A 22,488-nucleotide genomic window follows, 5' to 3' on the forward strand; every position below is an offset into this window, starting at 1 on the left:
ACCTGAATGTAAGAGAGAAATGAAAGAGCGCGGCTCAGTGCGCGTCGGCGAGTTCGGCCTGCGAGCCGGTCGCGAGCGCGATGATCGCTTCCTGCGTGATGGGCGTAGGCGTGTGGCCGCCGAGTTCGCCCGCGATCTCGCCTTCGCGCATCACGAGCACGCGGTCCGCGACGCCGATGATCTCCGGCAGCTCGCTCGAGATCACGATCACGCCCACGCCGGCCCGGGCCAGTTCGTTGATGATCCGGTAGATCTCGGATTTCGCGCCGATGTCGACGCCGCGCGTCGGTTCGTCGAGGATCAGCACGCGCGGTTTCGTCTCGAGCAGGCGCGACAGCAGCACTTTCTGCTGGTTGCCGCCCGACAGCGCGCCGACGTTGACGTTCGCGTTGGGGACGCGGATCGACAGCGACGTGATCGCGTCGCGTGCGCGTTCGGCGCCACGTGCGAGGTTGAGCGCGCCGAGCCGGGCATCGCGGTTGCAGACCGAGATGTTGATGTTGTCGCGCACGCTCATGTCGAGGAACAGGCCCTGGCGCTTGCGGTCCTCGGTCAGGTAGACGAGGCCCGCATCGATCGCGTCGCGCGGCGAATGCGCGCCGAACGTGCGGCCGTCCAGCTGCACGTCGCCGCGCACGCGCGATTCCGCGCCGAAGATCAGCCGCGCGAGTTCGGTGCGGCCCGCACCGACGAGCCCCGCGATGCCTAGCACCTCGCCGGCATGCAGGTCGAGGCTGCAGCCGCGCACGCGCGCGCCGTCGGCGATGTCGCGTACCGACAGCAGCAGGTGGCCGGGATCGTACGGCGCGTGTTCCTTCTTGTAGAAGCCGGAGATGTCGCGGCCGACCATCATCGCGACGAGACGCTCGGCCGACAGCGATTCGCGTTCGAGCGTGCCGACGTACGCGCCGTCGCGCAGCACCGACACGCGGTCGGACAGTTCGTAGATCTCCGCCATCCGGTGGCTGATGTAGATGATCGCGAGACCTTCCTCGCGCAACTGGCGGATCAAGCGGAACAGGTGCTCGGTTTCGCGCGACGACAGCGGCGTCGTCGGCTCGTCCATCACGAGGATGCGTGCGCGGGTGTGCACGGCGCGCGCGATCTCGACGAGCTGCTGCTCGGCGATCGACAGCGTGTCGACGAGTGTGTCCGGTCCGAACGAGGCGCCGAGGCGCGCGAGCACGTCCTGGCAGCCGCGCGCCATCGCCGCGCGGTCGATCGTGCCCCAGCGCCGGTTGCCACGGCGCAGTTCGCGGCCGATGTAGATGTTTTCCGCGACGCTCAGGTTCGGCGACAGACACAGCTCCTGGTAGATCACCGCGACGCCCGCATCGCGCGCGGCGAGCGGGCTGTCGATGTCGATGCGTGCGCCGTCGATCAGGATTTCGCCGCCGGCGTCGGCGCGGTACGCACCCGACAGGATCTTCATCAACGTCGATTTGCCCGCGCCGTTTTCGCCCATCAGCGAATGGATCTCGCCGGGATAGACGGTCAGGCTGACGTTGTCGAGCGCGCGCACGGCCGGGAACGTCTTGCTGATCCGGCGCATTTCGAGCAGCGGGCGGGGCGACTCAGATCGCGACATGGTTGACCTCCTGCGAGTCGGTGCGGGCGCCCTTGAGGATGCCGGCCCGCGGGGAGAAATTGAAGAACATCGGCAGCGTCGCGGCGCCGATCGCGCCGGCGTCGGCGCCGAATGTGCCGCGCACGAGCACCGGCGTGCCGCGGGCTTCGGGCGCGGTGGCCACGAGCGCCGCGCGCAGGCGGGTCGTTACCGCGTCGAGGAGGCCTGCGTCGGTATCGGCGTCGAGCACGACCACCGGCGCATCGACCACGCACAGCACCGCGCGCAACGCCGGCGCCAGCGCGTCGACGCAGTCGTCGATCCATTCGTCGACGGCCGGCAGCCCGCGGGCGATGCACGCTTCGAGATCCGCGCGGTTCTCGACCGTCTCGCCGTGATGGCGCAGATGGCGCACGAGCGCATGCAGCGACGCGCGTGCGAGCAGGATGTCCCACGGGCCGCGCGGCGGCGGCGCGGATGCCAGCCGGCTCGGTGGCACCGGAATCACGGCGATGTCGCCCGCATTGCCGGTCACGCCGCGCAGACAGTCGCCGTCGATCGCGATGCCGCCGCCGATCGCCGGCCCGATGAACAGGTAGACGAAGTCGTCGCACTGCCGGCCGTATCCGTAGAACAGCTCGGCGATCGCGGCTGCATTGCCGTCGTTTTCGCCGAACACCGGCAGCGACTGCATGCGGCCGAGGTCGCTGGCGAAATCGACGTCTTCCCACGCGCGGAACGTGTCGGGTGCGAGCCCGAGTTCGCGCATCCACGCGCCGAGGTTGTAAGGCTGCGCAACGCCGATGCCGGTCAGGCGGGCGCGCTCGTGGTCGGGGAGCAGGGCCTGCATCGCGTCGATGTCGTGACGCACGATTTCGAGCACGTCGGCGGGCGGAGGCAGCAGCGTGTCGTGCGAGCGGCGGCCGAGCACGTCACCCGCGAAGTTGACGAGCGCCGTCTCGATGCGCATCCGGTCGAGATGGACGCCGATGCCGAACGCGCCGCGCGGGTCGAGGCGGATCAGCGAGGCCGGCTGGCCGCGCTGGCCTTCGGTGCGGCCCGCGGATTCGATCAGCTTCGCGTCGGCGAGCGACGCGATGATGCTGCCGACCGCCGTGCCCGTCATGCTCGCGAGGCGGGCGAGGTCGGCCTTCGACGCGCTGCCCGCACGGCGCAGCGTCTTCAGCAACAGGCGCTCGTTGTAACGGCGCACGTTGGCCGAATTGCTTCCCTGGCCGAAGTGCGGGCTTCTCATGGCGTCTCCTTCCATGTTGCGCCGCTCGGCGACGCATTAAATAAATCACGTTGATTTATTTAACCGCGTGAGCGGCGGCATGTCAGCCTAGGGAAATCCCGGTTTTGTCGTGGGGGAGGGGCGGTTGGGGAAACGGGGATGGGTCGCGGAACAGGGGAGCGAAAACTTTGGAATTCGGGTGGTAGGGGCGCGCACGTCGCGGGGGCGACGACGGTTTGTCCGTCCTGAAGACTGCTAGGGAAGGGGTTTGTCACGCCGTATAGATCAACGGCGCGGTGTGACTGTACGGGGTCGGAAATGAAAAAAGGCCGGCTAGAAGCCGACCTTTTTAAATACAGATGGTGCCCAGGAGAGGACTCGGTCACACATGCGCGACCCCGGCTGCGCTTGCAAGCGCAGCCTTTCGAGTCCTCACGCAAAGCGCGTAGGCGCTTTGCTTCCTGGGCCGGAAATGAAAAAAGGCCGGCAAAAGCCGACCTTTTTAAAAACAGATGGTGCCCAGGAGAGGACTCGAACCTCCACGATGTTGCCACCGCTAGGACCTGAACCTAGTGCGTCTACCAATTCCGCCACCTGGGCACGTTTCGCATTGCTGCATCGCGAAAGACCGCAATTATAGCGTGGCCGAGAGGCTTGTCAACAAATTTTGTGCGGTCTTTGAAGTGGGGCGAAAAAGAAGCGCGTGCCGGATGCGCCGTGTCCGGATATCGCTGCCGGGTCGATCCCGGTGCGGGGATTGTCGCCGATCGCAACGGAGCGCGACGCACACGCAAGCGCAGTTATTTGCATCGCGGCCATTTCTGTTACTATGATGGTTACTTTTATGCGGAATGGTCCGCACCAAGGAGATCCTCATGTCTGAAATCGCAGTGGTTTTTCATAGCGGCTACGGCCATGCGGCCGTCATTGCGGACGCAGTCGCTCGTGGTGTCGAGAAGGTCGATGGCGTGTCGGTCAAGCTGATCCCGGTCGACGCGATCGACGAACACTGGGAGTATCTTGAGCACGATGCGAAGGCAATCGTCTTCGGTTCGCCGACTTACATGGGCAGCGCGTCCGCGCAGTTCAAGGGCTTCATGGACGCATCGTCGAAGCATTGGGGCAAGTGGCGGGACAAGCTGGCGGCCGGCTTTACGGTGTCGGCTTCGCAAAGCGGCGACAAGCTGGCGACACTGCAGCAACTGGCTGTCTTTGCTGCCCAGCATCAGATGCTGTGGGTCAGCCTCGGTCTGATGCCCGGCAACAACAACAGCAAGGGTTCGGTCAACGACCTCAATCGGCTCGGGTCGTTCCTCGGCGCGATGGCGCAGGCAAATGCGGATGAGGGTGGTGACGCGATTCTCGAGAGCGACCGAAAGACGGCCGAAGTGCTGGGTGAGCGTGTCGCGATTGCCGCGAAGCGCTGGAACGGCGCCTGAGGGTGATGGCCGGGCGGCCGTGTGTCGATGGTCGTCCGGCTGGTGGATGAGTGGGGCCGCGAGCAAAGCGCGCAGGCGCTTTGCTTCCTGGGCCGGAAATGAAAAAAGGCCGGCTAGAAGCCGACCTTTTTAGAAAACAGATGGTGCCCAGGAGAGGACTCGAACCTCCACGATGTTGCCACCGCTAGGACCTGAACCTAGTGCGTCTACCAATTTCGCCACCTGGGCACGTTTCGCTTACTGCGATGCGAAGACCGCTATTTTAGCGTGTTCAAAGGGACTGTCAACATAATTTCATCGAAGGCGATGAAAAAACTTTGTCCCTCGTTCTCCGGCCGTGCGCACCGCGACAGCACTCGCCCGCTCGTCGCACAATCCCGGTGTCGCGCCCCGTTGCCGGGAAGGGCGCATAGGACAAGTACGGAAAACCTCGAATTCTTATGGGACAAGGGGGAAATGAATCCGTTACCAAATAAAAATCAAGGCCGTTCGGGCAACATGCCGGCTTGGCAACCTGCGCCCGCATGCGGCGCAATTGCGGTTGCAACGGGCCCGAGCCTGACTGAACGACTGCAGCGTGGCGGGATCACGCGTGCGACGAAGCAAGCGGCCGACCGCCGCAAGCATTCAGGAAGCACGCGAACGCGGTGAACTCGGGCGAATAAAACAATAACGAGGAATGCCACTCCATGCCTGACTGGCTCATTCGAGTCTGGAAAATCGCGACATCCGCATGGCCGCTCACGGCCGGCGTTGCGCTGCTGGCGGCGCTCAGTTGTACGCCGACCGCCGAAACGCTGCTGTCGCCGCTCGACCGCCTGTACTGGAATCTGGTCGCGACCGGCGTCGATCACGGCAAACGCGACGACGTCGTCGTCATCGCGATCGACAGGAAGACGATCGACGAACTGGGCGGCGGCGACAGTTATGCGCGGGCGTCACATGCGCAGGTGCTCGATCGTCTTGGCAGTGCATCGAGCGTCGTGCTCGACATGACGATGTTCGGTCCCGCGCGCGGCGACGATGCGCTCGCGGCCGCGATTGCGCGGCAAGGGCGCGTTGTCCTGCCCGCCCACCTTGCACGCGATCGCACGCGTGCCGACACCGTGTTGTTGCCCGCGGCGCAGCTGCGCCGCGCGGCGGCGGCCGTCGGCCAGCGCAACGTCGTGCTCGGCAGCGACCATCTGGTGCAGGGCATCGTGCCGTACGTCCGGATGGACGATGCGGCCGACGAGCTGCCGCATATCGCACTGCAGGCGATCCGCCTGGCCGGTGCGTCGCTGCCTGCCGGCGACGTGCGCGAGCTCGTGCAGGATCACGTGGCGAAGCTCGGGCGCGTCGAAGCGCGTTCGCTCGCGCTGTTCCTGCCGGCCCGTTTCGATCTCGATCGCTATTCGTATGTCGACGTGCTGAAAGGGCGCATCCCCGAGTCGGCATGGCGCGGCCGGATCGTCTTCATCGGCGACGCGATGTCGGATCTGTCCGGTGCGTACGACCTGTCGACGTCGGAAGATGGGCGGTTGCGACGCGTCGAGGTCGATGCGCTGGTGACGCAGGCGCTGGTCGACGGCCACATCCTGTGGCGCGAGCCAATGGCGATCCGGGTCACCGTCAGCATCGCGGTCGCGACGGGCATGCTGCTGATCTGCATGCTGGTGCCGGGCTGGCGTATGTATGCATTCGCGATCGGGTGGCTGGCCACGTTCGTTGCCGCCGAACTGGCGCTGCTTTTGCACTGGTCGTGCTGGACGCCGCTCGGTCCGTTGTTCGCCGTGTGCGTATTGATCTTCGCGGTGAGCGGCTGGCGGCGCGCCGGCAGCCTGCGTGCGTTCCTGCTGAACGAATACGGGATGCTGCGTGGGCTGGCCGGCAAGCACGCGTTCGTCGGCTCGCCGCATGCGGCAGGCGCCGATGTCGCGACGCCGACCAAGGACGAGGTCGAGATCGCGATGCAGCGCATTCGCGAGTGGCAGACGGCCTATGTCGACATGATCGAGACGCTGCCGTATCCGGTCTTCGTCGAACGGCACGGCCGGCTGCTGATGTGCAATGCGCGCGGCCGCGCGATGCTGGAGACGTTCGACGCGGACGGCGACGCGGCTGCGCAGCGCGTGCTGGCGATCGCCCATAACGAAGTGCTCGCCGCGAAGGCGACCGGCAAGATTCACTCGGCCGAGCTGGCACTGAACGGGCGCACGCAGATGATGATGGTGACGCCGTTCGGCGATGGCGACGAGCACAGTTCGACGGCGAGCATGATCTGCCTCGTCGATATCCACAACATCAAGGCAGCGGTCGAAAGTGACCGGCTGACGCTGAGACACATGGCGCACGACCTGCGCAATCCGCTCTCGACGGTACTGTCGCTGCTCGAAGAGCGAAACCAGGCCGACGGCGCGACCGACGAGGACTTCCTCGCCGACCTGCACAAGCTTGTCGACTACAGCTTGCGCGTCGCGCAGGATTTTACGCAGTTGTCGCGCGCCGAGCACCTCGATACGGCCGCATACGTGCCGGTGTCGGCGAACGATCTGGCGACGGAAGCGGTCGATCAGCTCTGGCACAGTGCGAACGCGAAGCGTATCCGTGTCGAGGGTCCGCATTACGACGGCGCCGACGTGTTCGTGCTCGGCAACCGCGACATGCTGTTGCGCGCGTTGACCAATCTGCTCGACAACGCGATCAAGTACTCGGCCGAGGATACGGTCGTCGACGTATGGATCGACGCCGACGACCGGCAGGTTTCGGTGGCGGTGCAGGACCAGGGGATCGGCATCCCGGCCGGCGCGCTGCGCCGGTTGTTCGAACCATTTTTCCAGGTCGACGGCACGTATCGCGACGCGAGTCGCGGAGTCGGTCTCGGGTTGCCGTTCGTCAAGGCGGTGATCGAGCGCCACGGCGGATCGGTCGACGTCGAGTCGACGCCGGGGCAGGGCAGCCGTTTCACCGTGCGTCTGCCGAGAACCGTGGCGGAAATGCTCGACGACGCGTGACAGGCAGCGGCCTGAACGGCGTAGCGGCATCGCGATGCGCGATCGTCGACCGATGTTGAAACGAGGCGGATGAAAGGCCGGATCCGGTGTCGCACCGGGCCGGCCTTTTTGCATTCGTGTGTCACGCATGCCACGTCCCGATGGACGCCGAAGCCGGATCGTTCGTCGCAAGGCGTGCTGCGCAAAGCGGTTGCGCCGTTTCGCTGTCGTTGCCGCGAGCGATCGCGCTGACGCCGGTCCGAGGTCGGCGGCGGCGCGTGGAATCCGATGACGCGCGGAATTCGCGCTTCCATCCCGGGTCGGCACCGGAAACGAAAACGCCCTCGCACGAGGCGAGGGCGGGACCGGCATCAGCCGTTCGGCGCCACGAGGCGCGGGTTTCAGGTCGGCCGCGGCGCCACGATGGCGCCGTCGGCCGGACCTGGCCTGTGCCGTTGCTTACTGCTTGTATTCCTCCCAGGCCTGATCCCACGCGGAGCCCTTGCCCGGCTCGTATGCCCACGCCGCCATCGAGCACCAGTTGGTGTACGGGAACGGCTTGCAGCGGTACAGCTTGCCGTGGTTGGAGACGATGTCGCCATCGTTGTACTTCGTCCCTTCCTTGTACTGCGGGTGATCGCCGCCGCCTTCGCCGCCGCCTTCACCGCCACCGCCGTTGCCACCTTCGCCGCCGCCGTTGCCGCCTTCGTCATCACCGTAGAGCGTCCACGCATCGTTCCACGCGAAGCCCTTGCCCGGTTCGTACGCGCTCGGCGCGCCGGAGCACCAGCCGCTGTACGGGAACGGCTTGCACTGGTACAGCTTGCCGAGGTTCGACACGACGTCGCCGGCGTTGTACTGCGTTCCGGCCTTGTACGCCGGGTACTGGCCGCCACCGCCGCCTTCACCGCCGCCCGTATCCTTCGCCTTCACGAGGACGGTGTGCCGGACGGTACTCGACAGCTTGCCGTCGCTCACCGTGACCGAAAAAACGAACGACTGGTCCTTGGCGAGTTCGGGCGCGGTGAAGCTCAGCGTCGCACCGGCCGGCTTCGCGTCGATGCCGCTCGGCACACCCCACTTGTAGGTCAGCGTGTCGCCGTCCGGGTCCGTCGACTTCTCGGCCGACAGCGTCACGGCCTGACCGGCTTCCGCCGTTGCCGGGCCGCCGAGCTGCGCGACCGGCGGTCGATTCTCCTCGGGCGGCGGTTCGACCGTGGCATCGGCCTGCGCGGTCACGACGACTTGCGCCGTATCCTTCAGGCCCGCCGGATCGGTGACCGTCACGCGGAACGTGTACTTCGTGTCCTGCTTGACGGACGGAACATCGACGCGTGCCTTCGCGCTCGTCGTATCGGCGAGCTTCAGCGGATCGCCGCCGACCTGTTCCCACTTGAAGCTCAGTTTGTCGCCGTCCGGATCGCGCGACTTCGACGCGTCGAGCGTGACCGTCTGCGGCCCGGTGACCGTCATGTCGGCGCCGGCGCTCGCGACCGGCGGATGGTTTTCGGCACCGCCGCCGCCTTCGTCGCCGTGGCCGAGGCCCTTGTGCATCGCGTTCAGGATGTCGCCGTCGTCCGCATCGATTTCCCACGAGAACAGGCCGCCCAGCTGATGCGCGCGCACATAGTCGCCCTTCGCGAGGACCGAACGTTCGTCGTCGAAGGTGAGGAGTTCGCCGGTGCTCTTGTTGAATACGTAGGGCGCCTCGGCCGTCTGATCGTAGTGATACTCGTAGCCGTTGATGCCGGCGTTGTTCGGCCCGATCATCTCGGCCTTGAGCTTCTTGTAGTCGAGGATGCCCGGTTCCCACTGGCCCTTGTGCGGCCCCGTCGCGGTGCCGGTGAACGGATTGCCGTCGGCATAACCGTGCACGCCGTTCCAGCCGCGCGCATAGGCCGCCGCGCCGACGACGAGCTTCTTCGGGTCGACGCCCTGCGCGAGCAGTGCCCGGATCGAGTTGTCCGTCGTATACGCGGTGTCCGGCTTCCAGTCCGGCGCGTGCAGTGCGGTCTGATGACCCAGCTCCGTCAGACTGAACGCACCGTAGTAGTCGTACGTCATGTCGAAGATGTAGTCCATGTATTTCGTGGCTTCCTTGTAGTTCACCACGTCGATCTTGTCCTTGCCCGCGCCGATCGCCGACGTCAGCTCGTAGGTCCGGCCGGTTTCCCGCGACAGCTTGTCGAGCATCTGCCGCAGTTCCTTCATCAGCGTCACGTACAGCGGGCCGTCCTTCACCGGATCGCCGAGGGACGGGTTCACGCCCTTGCCGCCGGGGAATTCCCAGTCGATGTCGACACCGTCGAAGAATTTCCACGTGCGCAGCAGCTGCTCGGTCGAATCGACGAACACCTTGCGCTTGGCCGGATCGTGCATCTGGAAGAACGGGTCGGACAGCGTCCAGCCGCCGATCGACGGCAGGATCTTCAGGTCGGGATTGCGCTTCTTCGCGGCCATCATCTGGCCGAGCACGCCCTTGAGCTTGGAGTTCGCCGTCTGGCCCGGCAATGCCTTGGCCATCTCGCCATAGGTGTCGTGGATCGCGACGCTGTAGTCGGGCAGGCCCTTGCAACTCTGCAGCAGCGTGTTGAACGAACCCGGCAGGTCCTTCGCGAGCGATGCGTTCACGTCCGCGCCGCCGCAGATCGGAATGAAGCCGTACAGCATGTGCGTGAGGTTCTCGACCGGCACGTTGTCGACGTTGAACTTGCGGTCGTAGATCGACCAGGTCGCGAAGTAGGTGCCGACCACCGAGCCGGACGTATTCGCATACGGCTTGTGGTTCTTGCTCGCGTTGTTCGGCAGGTCGTCCGCGAGCTCGGGAATCGTATCGAACACCACCACGTCGAGCGGCGCGCTGTCGGTCGCCGCGCCGTTGGCGTCGATGACGCGTACCTGCATCTTCTTCACACCGGGTGTCTTCACGTTAGCGACCACCTGGCCGCTTTGCGTGCCGCCAGGCGTCATCCGGACCTCGGAAGCGGGATCGACGACGCCGTCCACCACCGCGACTGCCTTCACGGCGGTGCCGTTGCTCCAGATGTCGAACGGCAGCGGCACGTCGACCTTCTTGTTCAGCTTGACGATGTCCTTGTACGGCGCGACACCGGCCTTCTGCATGTCGATCTCGACGAAGCCGTGCGGTTGAGACGTGATTTCGTACTGCTTCAGGCTCGGTGTGCCGGGCGCCGCGAACGCGGCGTTCGCGAAGCTCAGTGCGCTGGCCGCCGCGAGCGCTGCATAGGCGAAGTGCGCGCGATGCAGCGAGCGGCGTCGAACCAAGATGCCGGGAGTCCGTTTATTCGATTTCAATTTGATAGCCATCCATCCTTGTGTTGAAGAAGAGTGCCGGGAAAGCGAGGCCATTCTTTTTCATGGACCGGACGGCGGCAACGAATCTGAATGCAATCTCAATGCGAGCCGCGCACGGGAAAGCGGGTGGCCGGCGCGGCGCGCGACGCATCGTTGAGAGATCGTTCAGGAAGATTCGCCGATGCACCGTGCCTGACGATACTGCACTCCGCGTTTCGTCAGTCAAGCACGCGTCACGCACTGTCCGGCGATCGTTCGCGATTCGTCGATCGAAGCAACTTCCACTCAACTTTCAACCAACGGAATCAGATGAGAACTCGAACAGCGAAAAAGACGCTTTTCACCCTGTCGCCGCTCGTTGCCTGCGCATCGATGTTTTTCGCGCAAGCCGCATTCGCGCACGGCTACCTGTCGGAGCCGCCGTCGCGCAACCTGTTGTGCAGCTCGAAGTCGGGCAAGATCGAAAACTTCAACTGCGGTTCGGTGACCTATGAACCGCAAAGCGTCGAGGGCAAGCAGGGCTTCCCGGCAGCCGGCGCGCCGGATGGCGAGATCGCAAGCGGCGGCGTGACGCAGTTCAGCGAGCTCAACGAGCAGGCCGTCGATCGCTGGAAGATCAACGACATCAAGCCGGGCGCGCAGCAGTTCAAGTGGACCTTCACCGCGCCGCACGTGACGAAGGAATTCAAGTACTACCTGACGAAGCAGGGCTGGAACCCGAACGCGAAGCTCACGCGCGAGCAGTTCGACCTGACGCCGTTCTGCACGGTCGACGGCGGGATGAAGAAAGCCGACGAGATCGGCCCGCACAACTGCACGATTCCGTCGGACAAGAAGGGCCATCACGTGATGCTGACGACGTGGCACGTCGGCGACACGGCCGGCATGTTCTACAACGTGGCCGACCTCAACATTACCGGTGACGACGGCGGCACCGATCCGGGCAAGCCGAACTGGTCGAACGTCGGCAGCATCGCGCCGACGATGGACCTGAAGGTCGGCGACAAGGTTTCGAATCGCGTGTTCAAGTCGGGCGGCGAAGTGCCGTCGATGAAGACCACGGTGACGATCGGCTCCGCGCAGCAGGGCGAGCGCAACATGTGGCCGATGCTGCTCGCGAAGGAGATCAACCGCACGCAGGCGGCGAACCTGATCGCCGGCGTCGAGCGCGACGGCCGTGTCGAGCCCGCGCTCGGCAAGAACGACGTGTTCTCGAAGAACACCAGCGGCATCGTGCGCACCGAGACGACCATCGATCACCAGCCGGAAGGCGGCATCGACGAAGGCTTCAGCATTTCGAACAATGGCGAGTTCAAGATCCAGAACGGCAAGGCGACCGCGAAGTTCTTCCTGAAGTTCAACCACGCGAAGGACACGAACGTCACCGTCAAGGTGTACGACGCGTCGAACTCGCTGGTCGGTTCGAAGTCCGCGACGATGCGCATGCAGGGCGACGTGAACGTCGATATCGCGAATGCGAAGGCGGGCAATCACACGGCCGTGGCGACGTCGCAGATCGAAGGCGGCACGCTGAAGCAGGAAACCACCACGTTCAAGCTGACCGGCGAGTCGGGCGGCGGCGAAGGCGCGCAGTGCCAGGCCGAATGGAAGCAGGGCACGGCCTACACGGGCGGCGCGAAGGTGCAGCACAACGGCCGCACGTACGAAGCGCGCTGGTGGACCCAGGACGAGGTTCCGGGCAATCCGGCATCGACCGGCGCCGACCACACCGGCAAGGTGTGGAAGGACCTGGGCGCCTGCAGCAAGTAACGACCTGACGAGGAGATGAAGCGAGCCGCGCGCAGCGATGCGCGCGGCTCTTTCATTTGCCACGGATGCGAACAGGCGGATTGAACTGGTCTTTGAGACTTCCTTGATGAAGATGGAGCCATGTTCCTGCCACCGGGAAAATGACTTCATCGATCGGCGCTTTCCATCAATCGAACTCGTATTCCCGAAAGCGCCTGGCTCACCCGCCGTCTGCAACACGACGGCCCCCGGCCGCGACGTCGCGCCGGGATTTCTACAGAGGGCAAACGACATGAAACCGAACAATGGGAGCCGGACGAAGCGACGCGGCCAGCAGGGCTTCACGCTGCTGGAGCTGCTGGTCGTGCTGCTGATCATCGCGCTGCTGGCCGGCTATGTTGGTCCGAAGCTGTTCTCGCAGGTCGACAAGGCCAAGGTCAAGTCGACGGAAGCGCAGATGAAGACGCTGGGCGACGCAGCCACGCAATACCGGCTCGACACGGGCCGTTATCCGACGGCCGACGAAGGGCTCGACGCACTGGTCGCGCAGCCGCAAGGCACCGACGGCTGGAACGGCCCGTATCTCGCGAAGGCCGTACCGAAGGACGGCTGGGGCCGTGCGTACCAATGGAACGTGCCGGGCCGCGATGGCGAGGCTGAGATCGTGTCGCTCGGGCGGGATGGTCGTGTTGGCGGGAGCGGCATCGATGCGGACCTCGTCTATGGCATGTAAGGGTCTGCGTCGCTGGATCGCGGCGGTGGCGCTGTTCGCCATCTGCGCATCCGGCGCCGCGGCCAAGGATTGCTTCACGAAAGCGGGGGAGCGGCACGGCATCGATCCGCTGTTGCTTGCCGCGATCGCGACGGTGGAATCCGCGCTGAATCCGCGCGCGATGAACTGGAACAGCAACGGCACCTACGACATCGGGCTGATGCAGATCAACAGCTCGCATCTGCCACGTCTGGTCAAGGTCGGCGTGACGCGCAAGCGGCTGATCGACGAGCCGTGTACGTCGATCGACACCGGCGCATCGATTCTCGCCGGATTCATCGAGCGGCACGGCTACACGTGGAACGCGGTCGGCGCATACAACGCCGGATCCTCGCCGAAGCGCGAACCCGCCCGCAAGGCGTATGCGACCAAGGTGTGGCGCGAGTACCACGAGCTGACGAGCGATCGCGACGCAAGCCTCGCGATGCTCGACGAATGGCGGAGGTAGCGATGGACGCATTTCGGGTAAGCGTGCTCGCCGGCGGCAAGGTCACGCAGCAGACGGTCGAGGCCGCGAGCGAGACGGAAGCGCGCGCGCGCATCGCGGAGCAGGGTGGGGTCGTGCTCGAGGTACGGCGCGATACCCGCATCGGACGCCGCCGGCGCGCATCGAAGTTCGCGCTGACGCTGTTCCTGCAGGAACTGTCGACGTTGCTCGACGCGGGCCTCGTGTTGATGGAGGCGCTCGAAGCGTTGCGTGACAAGGCGGATTCGGGCAAGGACGCGAAACACGTGATCGACCGGATTCTCGCGGTGATGGTCGAGGGGCAGCCGTTGTCGAAGGCGCTCGCGCAGCAGCCGGCGATTTTTCCGCCGCTGCTCGTCGCGACGATCGAATCGTCGGAGGGCAGCGGCCAGTTGCCGGTCGTCCTGAAGCGCTATCAGCAATACGAAGTGCGGATCGAACAGGTTCGCAAACGCGTCACCGGCGCGCTGATCTATCCGGCCGTCGTGATCGGCGTCGGCGTCGCGATTCTGCTGTTCATGGCGTTTTTCGTCATTCCACGTTTCGCGGTGGTGTTCGAGTCGCTCGCGACGCTGCCGGCGACGGCCCAGGCCATGCTCTGGTGGGCGACCCTGCTGCGCGAGAACGGGATGGCGGTCGGGTTCGCGGTTGCGGCGTCGTTCGCCGGCGCGGTACTGGCGATCCGCTCGGAGGCCGTCAAGCGTGCCGCGCAGCGCCTGACGTGGCGCGCGCCGAAAGTGCGCGACATCTGCGCGCTGTTCGCGCTCACGCGGTTCTACCGGACCGTCGGACTACTGATCGCGGGTGGTACGCCGGCGATCGTCGCGCTCGAGCTGTCCGGCAAGGTGCTGCCCGAGCATTTTCGCGCGCGCCTCGCGGCGGCGCTGACCGACATGCGCGCAGGGCGGCCGGTCGCGGCCGTGCTGGCCGCACACGAACTGACCACGTCGGTCGCCGAGCGGCTGTTGCGGGTCGGCGAACAGAGCGGCGACCTCGGCGGGATGTGCGAGCACATCGCGCAGTTTCACGACGGCGCGCTCGATCGCGCGATCGAGATGCTCAGCAAGGTGTTCGAACCGGTGCTGATGCTCGCGGTGGGCGCGACGGTCGGCGCGGTGGTCCTGCTGCTCTACATGCCGATCTTCGAATTGGCCGGCAGCGTCGGATAGCGAACCCGGCCGGCAAGGCGTTCGCGATCCCGCTGTCCAACAGGAGAAAACTCTATGAAAACGGAACACATCGTTCAACGCTGGCAGTCGGAATGGGAAGCATCGGGCGTCGGTTTCGCGCAGTACGTCGACGGCCTGCTCGGCGCGGATGCGACGCGGCTCGCGGAAGTGGCGGCCTGCCTCGGCGTCGGCGCGCTCGACGCGGACGCGCTGCGCGCGGCGCCGACGCGCTTCGACCTGCTGCCGCTGCACGACGCGCTGACCTGGCGCGTGCTGCCGGTCGAGCTCGACGGCGCGCCGTGCATGGTCGTCGCCGATCCGTTCGCGCGCCACGTGCGCGACGAACTGCTCGCGCGCTTCGGCGCGCGGCCGGTCGAACTGGCCATGAGTGCGCCGGGCGAAGTCGAGCGGTTGCTCGGCGACATCGAGTCGAGCGAGCGGCCGATGGACGACGTGACGATCGATACGCAGGGTGACTCGCTCGCGCAGGCGATCGAGTCGATCTCGCTGGCGAGCATCGCGAAGGACGAAAGCCCGATCATCCGGCTCGTCAACACGACGCTCTACGACGCGCTGCAGAGCCGCGCCAGCGATATCCATCTCGAAGCGGTGCCGGACGGCCTGTCGATCCGCTACCGGATCGACGGTGTGCTGCAGTCGATCCGTCATATTCCGGGGCTCGAGGCGGCCGCGCAGACGTTGTCGCGTCTCAAGGTGCTGGCCACGCTCGACATCGCGGAAAAGCGCGTGCCTCAGGATGGCCGGTTCAAGGTCGTGATGCAGGGCCGCGAGATCGATTTCCGCGTGTCGATCATTCCCGGCACCTACGGCGAGAACGCGGTAATGCGCGTGCTCGACAAGTCGCAGCGCGGCGACAGCGTGAGCCTCGACGTGCTCGGCTTCGACGCGCAGACGGCGCGGCGGGTGCGTGCACTCGCGCATCGGCCGTACGGGCTGATGCTCGTGACGGGGCCGACCGGCAGCGGCAAGTCGACGACGCTGTACGCGGTGCTGTCGGAGGTCAACACCGGCGACGACAAGATCATCACGATCGAGGACCCGGTCGAATACGAGCTGAGGGGCGTGCTGCAGATTCCGGTTAACGAGCGCAAGGGGCTCACGTTCGCGCGCGGGCTGCGCTCGATCCTGCGACACGATCCGGACACGGTGATGGTCGGCGAGATTCGCGACGAGGAAACCGCGTCGATCGCCGTGCAATCGGCGCTCACCGGCCACCGCGTGCTGTCGACCGTGCACGCGAACGACGGGTTCAGCGTGATCGACCGCTTCATCTACATGGGTGTCGAGCCGTCGACGTTTCTCGAAGCGTTGAACGGCGTCGTGTCGCAGCGGCTGGTACGGCGGATCTGCGCGCGTTGCGGCGGCGCGGCGACGGACGGCGCCGACCTGCGCGACGCGGCGCTCGACGAACTCAAGCATGCGGTCGCGCCCGGCGCGGGCTGCGACACGTGCCGCGGCACCGGCTATCACGGCCGGATCGGGCTCGCGGAAGTGCTGACGCTCGACGCGGCGATGAAGGCCGCGTTGCTCGAGCGTTCGATCGACAAGCGTGCGCAGGCGCTTGCGGATCACGCCGACTATCAGTCGATGCGCGACGCGGGGCTCGCGGCGATTCGCGCGCGGCTGACGACGTTCCAGGAGGTGCAGCGTGCGATCGCCGTGGAATGACGTCGTCGCGGTGCTCGACGCCGACACGCTGCGCGTGTGGACGGGCCACGGCTGGCGCGCGCGGCGCACGGGCCCGCCGCACGCCGCCGTCGCACACGAGGGCCGGCCCGCCGAGGCGCTGGCGCAGGTGCTCGGCGGGCTGCGCAAGGCGCGCTTGCCGCTGCAGAACCGCGTGCATGTCGTCGCCGGGCATCCGTGGACGCATGGCGTCGTGTTGCCCTGGCAGGACGGGCTGGTGTCGGACGCCGCGTGGGACGGTTATGCGCGCGCGCTGTTCGCGGCTCGCGCACAGCGCGGTGCGCTGCGGATCCGCATCGAAACCGGGCGGCGCGGCCGCGCGCGCCTGGCGGTGGCGGCCTGCGACACGTTGCTCGCCTCGCTCGCGGACGCGAGCCGCGCGGCCGGCTGGCGGCTCGTCAGCCTGCGCGATGCGCTGTCGGCCTCGCTCGACCTGCATGCGGGTCGCCTGGGCGGCGACGACTATCGCTACGCGCTGCTGCAGCCGCGCGTCGTCACGTGCGTGTTTCGCCGTGCGGGCGAGTGGGCCGACGTGGTCACGCTGCCGCGCGCGGGCGGCCGGCGCCTCGACGACTGGTTTGCCGCCGCGGCGCTGATGGCCGGGCAGCCGCTTGCCGGCGCGGCCTTCGCGAGTGCGCTCGATGGCGCGCTGCCGGCCGCGGACGGCGTCACGCTGCTCGACGGCGGCATGGATGACGTGCCCGCGGGCGAGCCGGGAGGACCGGCATGACACGTCCGAGCGAACTGGATTTCGCGGCGCCGCGTGCGCGCATCACGCGGTGGGCGGCCGTCGCACTGTGCGGCGCATTGCTGACCGGCGCGTTTGCCGCGAGCGAGTGGGCGCGCGTCGATCAGTTGCGCGACGAGGTCGACGCAATCGAAAGCCGCATCGACCAGCGCAAGCGTGCGATCGAACGCGAGCAGCGCCGGCAGAAGAGCATGACGCCGGAGCAGCGCCGCATCGAACGCGTGCTCGCCGAGCAAAAGACGAGTGCAAAGGGCTCGGGGCTGTCGGTGGTCGACTGGATCGAGCACGCGTGGACACCGCAGATCGCGCTGAAGTCGCTGACGGTCGACAAGGCCGGCCGCGAGGCACGCATCGAAGGCGGCGCGGCGGAACTGTCGCACATCTACATCTTCGTCGACCGCCTGAACGACCGTCACCCGGATCGCAAGATCGGCCTCTTGCAGCACCGCACGAAAGCGGAGGACGGCAAGAACATCTTTCATTTCAGCCTGAGTATCGAACACCCATGACGAACCTGAAAGCAATCGACACCGCGGCGCTCGCCGCGCGGCTGCGCTGGGCCGCTTACGCGGCGGCCCGCAAGCTCGGCGTGCCGGGGCTGCTGGCGGGCGGACTGGTCGTGGCGCTGGTCGGCGCGCACGCGTTCTACCTGCAGCCGGACCGCGAGCATCTCGAGGCCGAGCGCGACGCGCGCACGACGGCGCTGGCTGCGCTGCCGAAGCCGGGGCAAAAAGCCGGCGATGGCGGCCTGACGCTTCAGCAGGTGCAGCAGTTGCGCAGCAGCGAGCAGGCGTACTCGATTTTCCAGATCCTGGCGCAGCGCGGCATGGACCGCAAGCACGCGACTTATCGCCGCGAAGTCGAGGTGAAGGGCAAGCTGCGCCGGCTCACGATCAGCATCGCGATGAGCGGCAGCTACGTCGGGCTGCGCGAAGCGATGCGCGAGATCGCGGACCAGCCGATGGTGCGTGTCGAGGGCGTGTCGATCGAACGCGACCGGATCGACAGCGCCAACGTGAGCGCCGACCTGCGGGTCAGCCTGCTGGGGCCGGACACATGATGCGTGCGCCCCTGATTCCGTTCGCGGCCGCGCTCGCGCTGGCCGCCGCCTGCGTCGCGGGCGGCAGTGTCGCGCAGGAGGGCGCCGGCCAGGCGCCGATCGTCGACGTGTTTCCGGCGCAGAGCTGGGCGTCGCTCGGCGCGGAGCCGGCGCGTGACGAGCCGCCGCCTGTCGCGGCGCCCGAACCCGTACCGCCGGCGCTCGACGATCCGATCGACGCGGCGCCGCCGCCGGCTGCGGCGCCGCCGTTCGAGATTGCCGGCGAATGGCGCGAGAACCACCAGCGCATCGTCGTGCTGGAAGGCGCGGGCAGGACGTTCCTGCTGTGCGAATCGCGCTGCGGTGTGCGCGACGCCGTGCTGCCGGGCGGCGAGATCGCCGAAGGCTACCGGCTGAAGCAACTGGGCGAACAGGGCACGGTGATCGTGGCCCGGGACAGCACCGAAGTCGAGCTGTCGCCGCCCGTCCCGATGCGATGACCCCTGAATTCAACATGTGCCGAAACCCATCATGAAACGACAAGTCAGTCTTTTGCTCCTGATCTCGGCGCTTGCGCTGACAGGATGCGCAAGCACCCCGTTCAACGCCGCGCCCGACGCCGCCGCGACGCCCGCCGAACGACTCGGCACGCTGCAGCAGCAGAAGGAGGCCGCCCCGGACGACATCGCGCTGACGACCGCCGTCGAATTCAGCCGGCAGGACTACGTGCGCGCGGAGTTGAAGGAGGCCGATCGCGAGGTCGCACAGGGCAACCATGCGGCGGCGATCGATCACCTCGGCAACGTGCTGGCCGAGGATCCGGGCAACCTGAAGGCCAGCCAGGCGCTCGAGCAGGTCAAGCGCCACCGGCAGATGGCGGTCGACCTCGCGCGTGCGCAGCGCATTGGCGGCGAGAAGCCGCAGGAAGCGCTCGAGATCGCCCGGCGCATCCTCGCCGAGCAGCCGAACCACGCGGACGCGAAACGCCTGCGCGACACGCTGCTGCGCCAGTCGCAGGCCGGCCGCGCGGCGCGCCCGCAACTGTCCGACGCGCTGCGCAAGCCGGTGTCGCTCAACTTCAAACAGCAGCCGCTCGCCAACATCTTCGACGTGATCTCGCGCGTGTCCGGCGTGAACTTCGTGTTCGACCGTGACGTGGATACCAGCCAGGCTGCGACGCTGTTCGCCGAGCGCACGACCGCCGAGGCCGCGATCAACCTGCTGCTGCGTACCAACCAGCTCGAAAAGAAGGTGCTCGACCCGCACACGCTGCTCGTCTACCCGTCGCAGCCTGAAAAAGCACGCAACTATACGGAGTTCGCGATCCGCACGTTCTTCCTGTCGCACGCGGACGCGAAATCGGTGATGGCCGCGCTGCGGCAGATGATCAAGCCGAAGGATGTCTACGTGGACGAGCGCGTGAACGCGGTCGTCATGCGCGACACGCCGGAGACGATCCAGGTCGCGGAGCGCGTCGTGATGGGCCTCGACATTCCGCAGTCCGAAGTGACACTCGACGTGCAGGTGCTCGAGGTCAACATGAACGACAGTCTCGATCTGGGTGTCCAGTATCCGGGCAAGATTCAATTCAGCGCGCTCGGTGCCGCGGAAGGCGGCGCGCTCACGCTCGGCGATCTGTTGCGCCTGAATCGCGACCGCGTCGGCGTATCGAGTGAAGCGGGCGGGCTCGCGCTCGCGATCGACCTGCTGCAGAAACAAGGCAAGACCAGGACGCTCGCGAATCCGAAGATCCGCGTGCGCAACATGGAGAAGGCCAACATCAAGATCGGCGAGCGCGTGCCGATCGTCACGACCACCAATGCGAACGGCGTCGTCACGGAATCGGTCAGCTACCAGGACGTGGGCCTGATGCTGAAGGTCGAGCCGCGCATCAGCCTGAACGAGGAGGTGAGCGTCAAGGTGAACATGGAAGTCAGCAGCATCCTGTCGAAGGAAACCACGAAGACCGGACTCGTTGCCTATGCGCTCGGCACGCGCAATGCGGAGACGCTGATGACCGCGAAGAATGGCGAAACGCAGATCCTTGCGGGCCTCGTCAAGCGTAATGAAACCGACAGCATTGCCGGGCTGCCTGGCGCATCGGGCTTGCCGGTGATCGGCCGGCTGTTCGGGTCGAACGGCCGCAGCAACGAGCGCACGGAGATCGTGCTGCTGATCACGCCGCACATCGAACGCAATCTCGACTTGCCGACGTCGGCGGTGACGACCTTCCTGTCGGGCACCGAGTCGCGCGTGACCACCGAAGCGCTGACGCTCGAATCCGCGCAGGCCGCGCCGGCGCGGCTGCCGTCGTCGGTCGGCCCGGATCTGGATGCGCCGATCGAGCCGGCGAAGTCCGCGGTCGACCGCGCGGCCACGGTGTCCGATACGGCCGAGGCCGTCGAGGCGGAGCCGGACGCGTCCGCGGAGGCGGGCGAGCACGACGCGAAGCGCCCGGCTGCCGAGCCCGGTGCGCGCGGCGCGGGGATGATGCGTACGGTGGTGAATGCGGGGCGGCCGCCGGTTGCGGCGATCAAGGTCGCGCAGGCGGTACCGGCCGGCACCGGGCCGGCAGCGTCGCGCGGGAAGGCGACGCCGGCGGTCGTGTCTTCGCCGAAGGCTGCCGGCCTGCGTTCGACCATCGCTGCCGCGCGCAACGAACTGGATCGCGCGGGTGAGGCCGGCGCGCCGTCGCAGTCTGAGCAACCGGCCGCGATCGCGCGTGCCGCGGCACCGGTACCGGCGGCCGGGGCGACGCCGGCACGTGCACCGGCCGCAGCTCTGCCGGTACGCGGCGAGAATCGCATCACGGCCGCGGTACGCTCGCTGATCGGCACGTTGCAGGCGTTCGTCGATCGCTTCGCGGGCGGGCGCGAAGCGGCACGGCCGCTGTATGCCGATGCGCCGGTACTGCCGTCGCGCGCGCGGAGCTTCGCATGAGCGTCCGTCGGCGCGTCCGTGCGCGCGGCTTCACGCTGATCGAGCTGATGGTCGCGCTGTCGCTGCTCGCGTTGCTCGCGACCGTCGCACTGCCATTGACCGATCTGGTCAAGCGTCGCGCGGACGAAGCCGAACTGCGCCGTGCGCTGGTGGTGATCCGCTCGGCGCTCGACGCGTACAAGGAGGCGGCGGTCGACGGGCGGATCGAGCGCAGCGTCGACGCGAGCGGTTATCCGCCCGACCTGCGCGCGCTCGTCGACGGCGTCGAGGACAAGCAGTCGCCGGACGGCGCGCGGCTGTACTTCCTGCGCAGGCTTCCCGCCGATCCGATGTGCGAATGCGACGGCAGGGCGCCCGAGGACACGTGGGAGACGCGCAGCTACGCGAGCGACCCCGACGCGTTTTCGTCGGGCGACGACGTGTTCGACATCCGCTCGACCAATCGCAAGGAGGGCCTCAATGGCGTCCCGTACCACCAGTGGTAGACGCGCGCGCCGCGCCGCCGGCTTCACGCTGATCGAACTGCTCGTCGTGATGGCGATCATCGCGGCGCTGACCGCGTTCGTCGCGCCCGGCTACCTGAAGCAGAGCGACCGCGCGAAGGAGACGGTGCTGCGTCACAATCTGAACACGCTGCGCCAGTCGATCGACGACTACCGGGCCGATCACGGCCGCGATCCCGACACGCTCGATGCGCTGGTCGAGCGGCGCTACCTGCGCGAGCTGCCGCTCGATCCGCTCACCGGCAAGCGCGGCTCGTGGCAGCCGCAGGCCGGCGAGACGGGCGGCATCGCGGACGTGAAGAGCGGCGCGAAAGGGCGCGCGCTCGACGGGAGCGACTATGCGTCCTGGTAACAGGCCGCGCGGCTGCAGGCGACGCAGGCAGCGCGGCATCGCGTATCTCGGCGTGCTGATGCTCGTCGCGGTGCTGGGGCTCGGCATGACGCAGGCTGCGCGGGTCTGGGCGACGGTGCAGCAACGCGAGCGCGAGGCGCAACTGCTGTTCGTCGGCGACCAGTATCGCGCGGCGATCGCCAGCTACTACAATGCTTCGGGAGGCAGCCGCTACCCGGCGTCGCTCGACGCGCTGCTCGAGGATCGCCGCGGCCTGCCGACGCTGCGTCACCTGCGGCGCCTGTACGCCGATCCGCTGACCGGATCGACGCAGTGGGGGCTCGTGAAAGCGCCGGACGGCGGCATCATGGGCGTGTTCAGCGAGGCGCCAGGGCAGCCGCTGAAGCGCCAGGGTTTCCCCGCGCGCTACGACGCGTTCGGCGACAGCGATGCGTATGGCGAATGGGCCTTTGTTTACTTGCCGCCCGCCCCGGCCGACGCAGCGGCGCCTGCGGACGGTGCGGCACACTGAGATCG

Annotated in this window: 18 protein-coding genes and 2 tRNA genes; 15 read left to right on the plus strand and 5 right to left on the minus strand. The window is 66.9% G+C overall.

Annotation, left to right across the window (positions count from 1 at the left end):
• Window positions 1-34 precede the first annotated feature (34 nt).
• The 3 genes from ACN22W_RS07950 to ACN22W_RS07960 all read right to left on the minus strand — a co-directional run bounded on the left by ACN22W_RS07950 (window position 35) and on the right by ACN22W_RS07960 (window position 3,401).
• Window positions 35-1,588: a sugar ABC transporter ATP-binding protein gene (locus ACN22W_RS07950; protein ID WP_419687170.1), complete on the minus strand. Its 1,554-nt coding sequence runs from the start codon at window positions 1,586-1,588 to the stop codon at window positions 35-37.
• On the minus strand, window positions 1,575-2,822 hold the full coding sequence (locus tag ACN22W_RS07955; RefSeq protein ID WP_129514438.1) for an ROK family protein: 1,248 nt from the start codon (window positions 2,820-2,822) through the stop codon (window positions 1,575-1,577). The genes ACN22W_RS07950 and ACN22W_RS07955 overlap by 14 nt, the downstream gene beginning before the upstream one ends.
• 492 nt (window positions 2,823-3,314) lie before the next feature.
• Window positions 3,315-3,401, minus strand: a tRNA-Leu gene (locus tag ACN22W_RS07960).
• A 275-nt stretch (window positions 3,402-3,676) separates the two neighbouring features.
• Between ACN22W_RS07960 and ACN22W_RS07965 the strand changes: the two genes are divergently transcribed.
• Entirely contained in the window at window positions 3,677-4,240 is a 564-nt protein-coding gene (locus ACN22W_RS07965) for a flavodoxin family protein (protein ID WP_129514439.1), read from the plus strand.
• A 141-nt stretch (window positions 4,241-4,381) separates the two neighbouring features.
• Here ACN22W_RS07965 and ACN22W_RS07970 read toward each other — a convergent pair.
• Window positions 4,382-4,468 (minus strand) — tRNA-Leu (locus ACN22W_RS07970).
• Window positions 4,469-4,929: 461 nt separating this feature from the next.
• Between ACN22W_RS07970 and ACN22W_RS07975 the strand changes: the two genes are divergently transcribed.
• Window positions 4,930-7,233 carry an ATP-binding protein gene (locus tag ACN22W_RS07975; RefSeq protein WP_419687173.1) on the plus strand — a complete coding sequence of 768 codons (2,304 nt, stop codon included), beginning with the start codon at window positions 4,930-4,932 and terminating at the stop codon, window positions 7,231-7,233.
• A 438-nt stretch (window positions 7,234-7,671) separates the two neighbouring features.
• On the opposite strand, the gene ACN22W_RS07980 is transcribed toward ACN22W_RS07975, so the two are convergent.
• Entirely contained in the window at window positions 7,672-10,497 is a 2,826-nt protein-coding gene (locus tag ACN22W_RS07980; protein WP_419687175.1) for a glycosyl hydrolase family 18 protein, read from the minus strand.
• 339 nt (window positions 10,498-10,836) lie between these two features.
• Here ACN22W_RS07980 and gbpA point away from each other — a divergent pair, with 339 nt between their 5' ends.
• The 13 genes from gbpA (at window position 10,837) to ACN22W_RS08045 (ending at window position 22,483) form a co-directional block, all read left to right on the plus strand.
• Entirely contained in the window at window positions 10,837-12,297 is a 1,461-nt protein-coding gene (gbpA, locus tag ACN22W_RS07985) for an N-acetylglucosamine-binding protein GbpA (protein WP_193098260.1), read from the plus strand.
• 271 nt (window positions 12,298-12,568) lie between these two features.
• Window positions 12,569-13,009: a type II secretion system major pseudopilin GspG gene (gene gspG, locus ACN22W_RS07990; protein ID WP_343491462.1), complete on the plus strand. Its 441-nt coding sequence runs from the start codon at window positions 12,569-12,571 to the stop codon at window positions 13,007-13,009.
• Window positions 12,984-13,496: a lytic transglycosylase domain-containing protein gene (locus tag ACN22W_RS07995; protein ID WP_419687178.1), complete on the plus strand. Its 513-nt coding sequence runs from the start codon at window positions 12,984-12,986 to the stop codon at window positions 13,494-13,496. Before gspG ends, ACN22W_RS07995 begins: the two co-directional genes overlap by 26 nt.
• A gap of 2 nt (window positions 13,497-13,498) precedes the next feature.
• Window positions 13,499-14,683 (plus strand): type II secretion system F family protein, encoded by a 1,185-nt coding sequence (locus tag ACN22W_RS08000; RefSeq protein ID WP_419687180.1) that lies wholly within the window; start codon window positions 13,499-13,501, stop codon window positions 14,681-14,683.
• Between the two features lie 54 nt (window positions 14,684-14,737).
• Window positions 14,738-16,372 (plus strand): GspE/PulE family protein, encoded by a 1,635-nt coding sequence (locus ACN22W_RS08005; protein ID WP_419687182.1) that lies wholly within the window; start codon window positions 14,738-14,740, stop codon window positions 16,370-16,372.
• Window positions 16,353-17,120 (plus strand): hypothetical protein, encoded by a 768-nt coding sequence (locus ACN22W_RS08010; RefSeq protein WP_419687184.1) that lies wholly within the window; start codon window positions 16,353-16,355, stop codon window positions 17,118-17,120. The genes ACN22W_RS08005 and ACN22W_RS08010 overlap by 20 nt, the downstream gene beginning before the upstream one ends.
• Window positions 17,117-17,647, plus strand: coding sequence for a hypothetical protein (locus ACN22W_RS08015; protein WP_419687186.1), 531 nt, complete (start codon window positions 17,117-17,119; stop codon window positions 17,645-17,647). Before ACN22W_RS08010 ends, ACN22W_RS08015 begins: the two co-directional genes overlap by 4 nt.
• Entirely contained in the window at window positions 17,644-18,198 is a 555-nt protein-coding gene (locus tag ACN22W_RS08020; protein ID WP_419687188.1) for a hypothetical protein, read from the plus strand. Before ACN22W_RS08015 ends, ACN22W_RS08020 begins: the two co-directional genes overlap by 4 nt.
• Window positions 18,198-18,677, plus strand: coding sequence for a hypothetical protein (locus ACN22W_RS08025; RefSeq protein WP_419687190.1), 480 nt, complete (start codon window positions 18,198-18,200; stop codon window positions 18,675-18,677). The genes ACN22W_RS08020 and ACN22W_RS08025 overlap by 1 nt, the downstream gene beginning before the upstream one ends.
• Before the next feature lie 31 nt (window positions 18,678-18,708).
• On the plus strand, window positions 18,709-21,117 hold the full coding sequence (locus ACN22W_RS08030) for a secretin N-terminal domain-containing protein (protein ID WP_419687192.1): 2,409 nt from the start codon (window positions 18,709-18,711) through the stop codon (window positions 21,115-21,117).
• Window positions 21,114-21,602 (plus strand): type II secretion system protein, encoded by a 489-nt coding sequence (locus ACN22W_RS08035; protein WP_343491453.1) that lies wholly within the window; start codon window positions 21,114-21,116, stop codon window positions 21,600-21,602. The genes ACN22W_RS08030 and ACN22W_RS08035 overlap by 4 nt, the downstream gene beginning before the upstream one ends.
• The gene (locus tag ACN22W_RS08040; RefSeq protein ID WP_129514452.1) at window positions 21,577-21,972 is read left to right on the plus strand and encodes a type II secretion system protein; all 396 of its coding nucleotides are present in this window, start codon (window positions 21,577-21,579) and stop codon (window positions 21,970-21,972) included. Before ACN22W_RS08035 ends, ACN22W_RS08040 begins: the two co-directional genes overlap by 26 nt.
• Window positions 21,959-22,483: a type II secretion system protein gene (locus tag ACN22W_RS08045; protein WP_419687193.1), complete on the plus strand. Its 525-nt coding sequence runs from the start codon at window positions 21,959-21,961 to the stop codon at window positions 22,481-22,483. The genes ACN22W_RS08040 and ACN22W_RS08045 overlap by 14 nt, the downstream gene beginning before the upstream one ends.
• Window positions 22,484-22,488: the final 5 nt, after the last annotated feature.

The organism is Burkholderia theae (assembly GCF_048565265.1).
In the GTDB taxonomy this organism is placed as follows: domain Bacteria; phylum Pseudomonadota; class Gammaproteobacteria; order Burkholderiales; family Burkholderiaceae; genus Burkholderia; species Burkholderia theae.

What these genes read in the sequence shown, in the direction of transcription:
- ACN22W_RS08005 (WP_419687182.1), top strand. Translation starts at nt 14,738, where the DNA reads ATGAAAACGGAACACATCGTTCAACGCTGGCAGTCGGAATGGGAAGCA.
- ACN22W_RS07995 (WP_419687178.1), top strand. Translation starts at nt 12,984, where the DNA reads ATGCGGACCTCGTCTATGGCATGTAAGGGTCTGCGTCGCTGGATCGCG.
- ACN22W_RS08035 (WP_343491453.1), top strand. Translation starts at nt 21,114, where the DNA reads ATGAGCGTCCGTCGGCGCGTCCGTGCGCGCGGCTTCACGCTGATCGAG.
- ACN22W_RS08020 (WP_419687188.1), top strand. Translation starts at nt 17,644, where the DNA reads ATGACGAACCTGAAAGCAATCGACACCGCGGCGCTCGCCGCGCGGCTG.
- ACN22W_RS08045 (WP_419687193.1), top strand. Translation starts at nt 21,959, where the DNA reads ATGCGTCCTGGTAACAGGCCGCGCGGCTGCAGGCGACGCAGGCAGCGC.
- ACN22W_RS08030 (WP_419687192.1), top strand. Translation starts at nt 18,709, where the DNA reads ATGAAACGACAAGTCAGTCTTTTGCTCCTGATCTCGGCGCTTGCGCTG.
- ACN22W_RS07950 (WP_419687170.1), bottom strand. Translation starts at nt 1,588, where the DNA reads ATGTCGCGATCTGAGTCGCCCCGCCCGCTGCTCGAAATGCGCCGGATC.
- ACN22W_RS07955 (WP_129514438.1), bottom strand. Translation starts at nt 2,822, where the DNA reads ATGAGAAGCCCGCACTTCGGCCAGGGAAGCAATTCGGCCAACGTGCGC.
- ACN22W_RS07965 (WP_129514439.1), top strand. Translation starts at nt 3,677, where the DNA reads ATGTCTGAAATCGCAGTGGTTTTTCATAGCGGCTACGGCCATGCGGCC.
- ACN22W_RS08000 (WP_419687180.1), top strand. Translation starts at nt 13,499, where the DNA reads ATGGACGCATTTCGGGTAAGCGTGCTCGCCGGCGGCAAGGTCACGCAG.
- gbpA (WP_193098260.1), top strand. Translation starts at nt 10,837, where the DNA reads ATGAGAACTCGAACAGCGAAAAAGACGCTTTTCACCCTGTCGCCGCTC.
- ACN22W_RS08025 (WP_419687190.1), top strand. Translation starts at nt 18,198, where the DNA reads ATGCGTGCGCCCCTGATTCCGTTCGCGGCCGCGCTCGCGCTGGCCGCC.
- ACN22W_RS08040 (WP_129514452.1), top strand. Translation starts at nt 21,577, where the DNA reads ATGGCGTCCCGTACCACCAGTGGTAGACGCGCGCGCCGCGCCGCCGGC.
- ACN22W_RS07975 (WP_419687173.1), top strand. Translation starts at nt 4,930, where the DNA reads ATGCCTGACTGGCTCATTCGAGTCTGGAAAATCGCGACATCCGCATGG.
- ACN22W_RS08015 (WP_419687186.1), top strand. Translation starts at nt 17,117, where the DNA reads ATGACACGTCCGAGCGAACTGGATTTCGCGGCGCCGCGTGCGCGCATC.
- gspG (WP_343491462.1), top strand. Translation starts at nt 12,569, where the DNA reads ATGAAACCGAACAATGGGAGCCGGACGAAGCGACGCGGCCAGCAGGGC.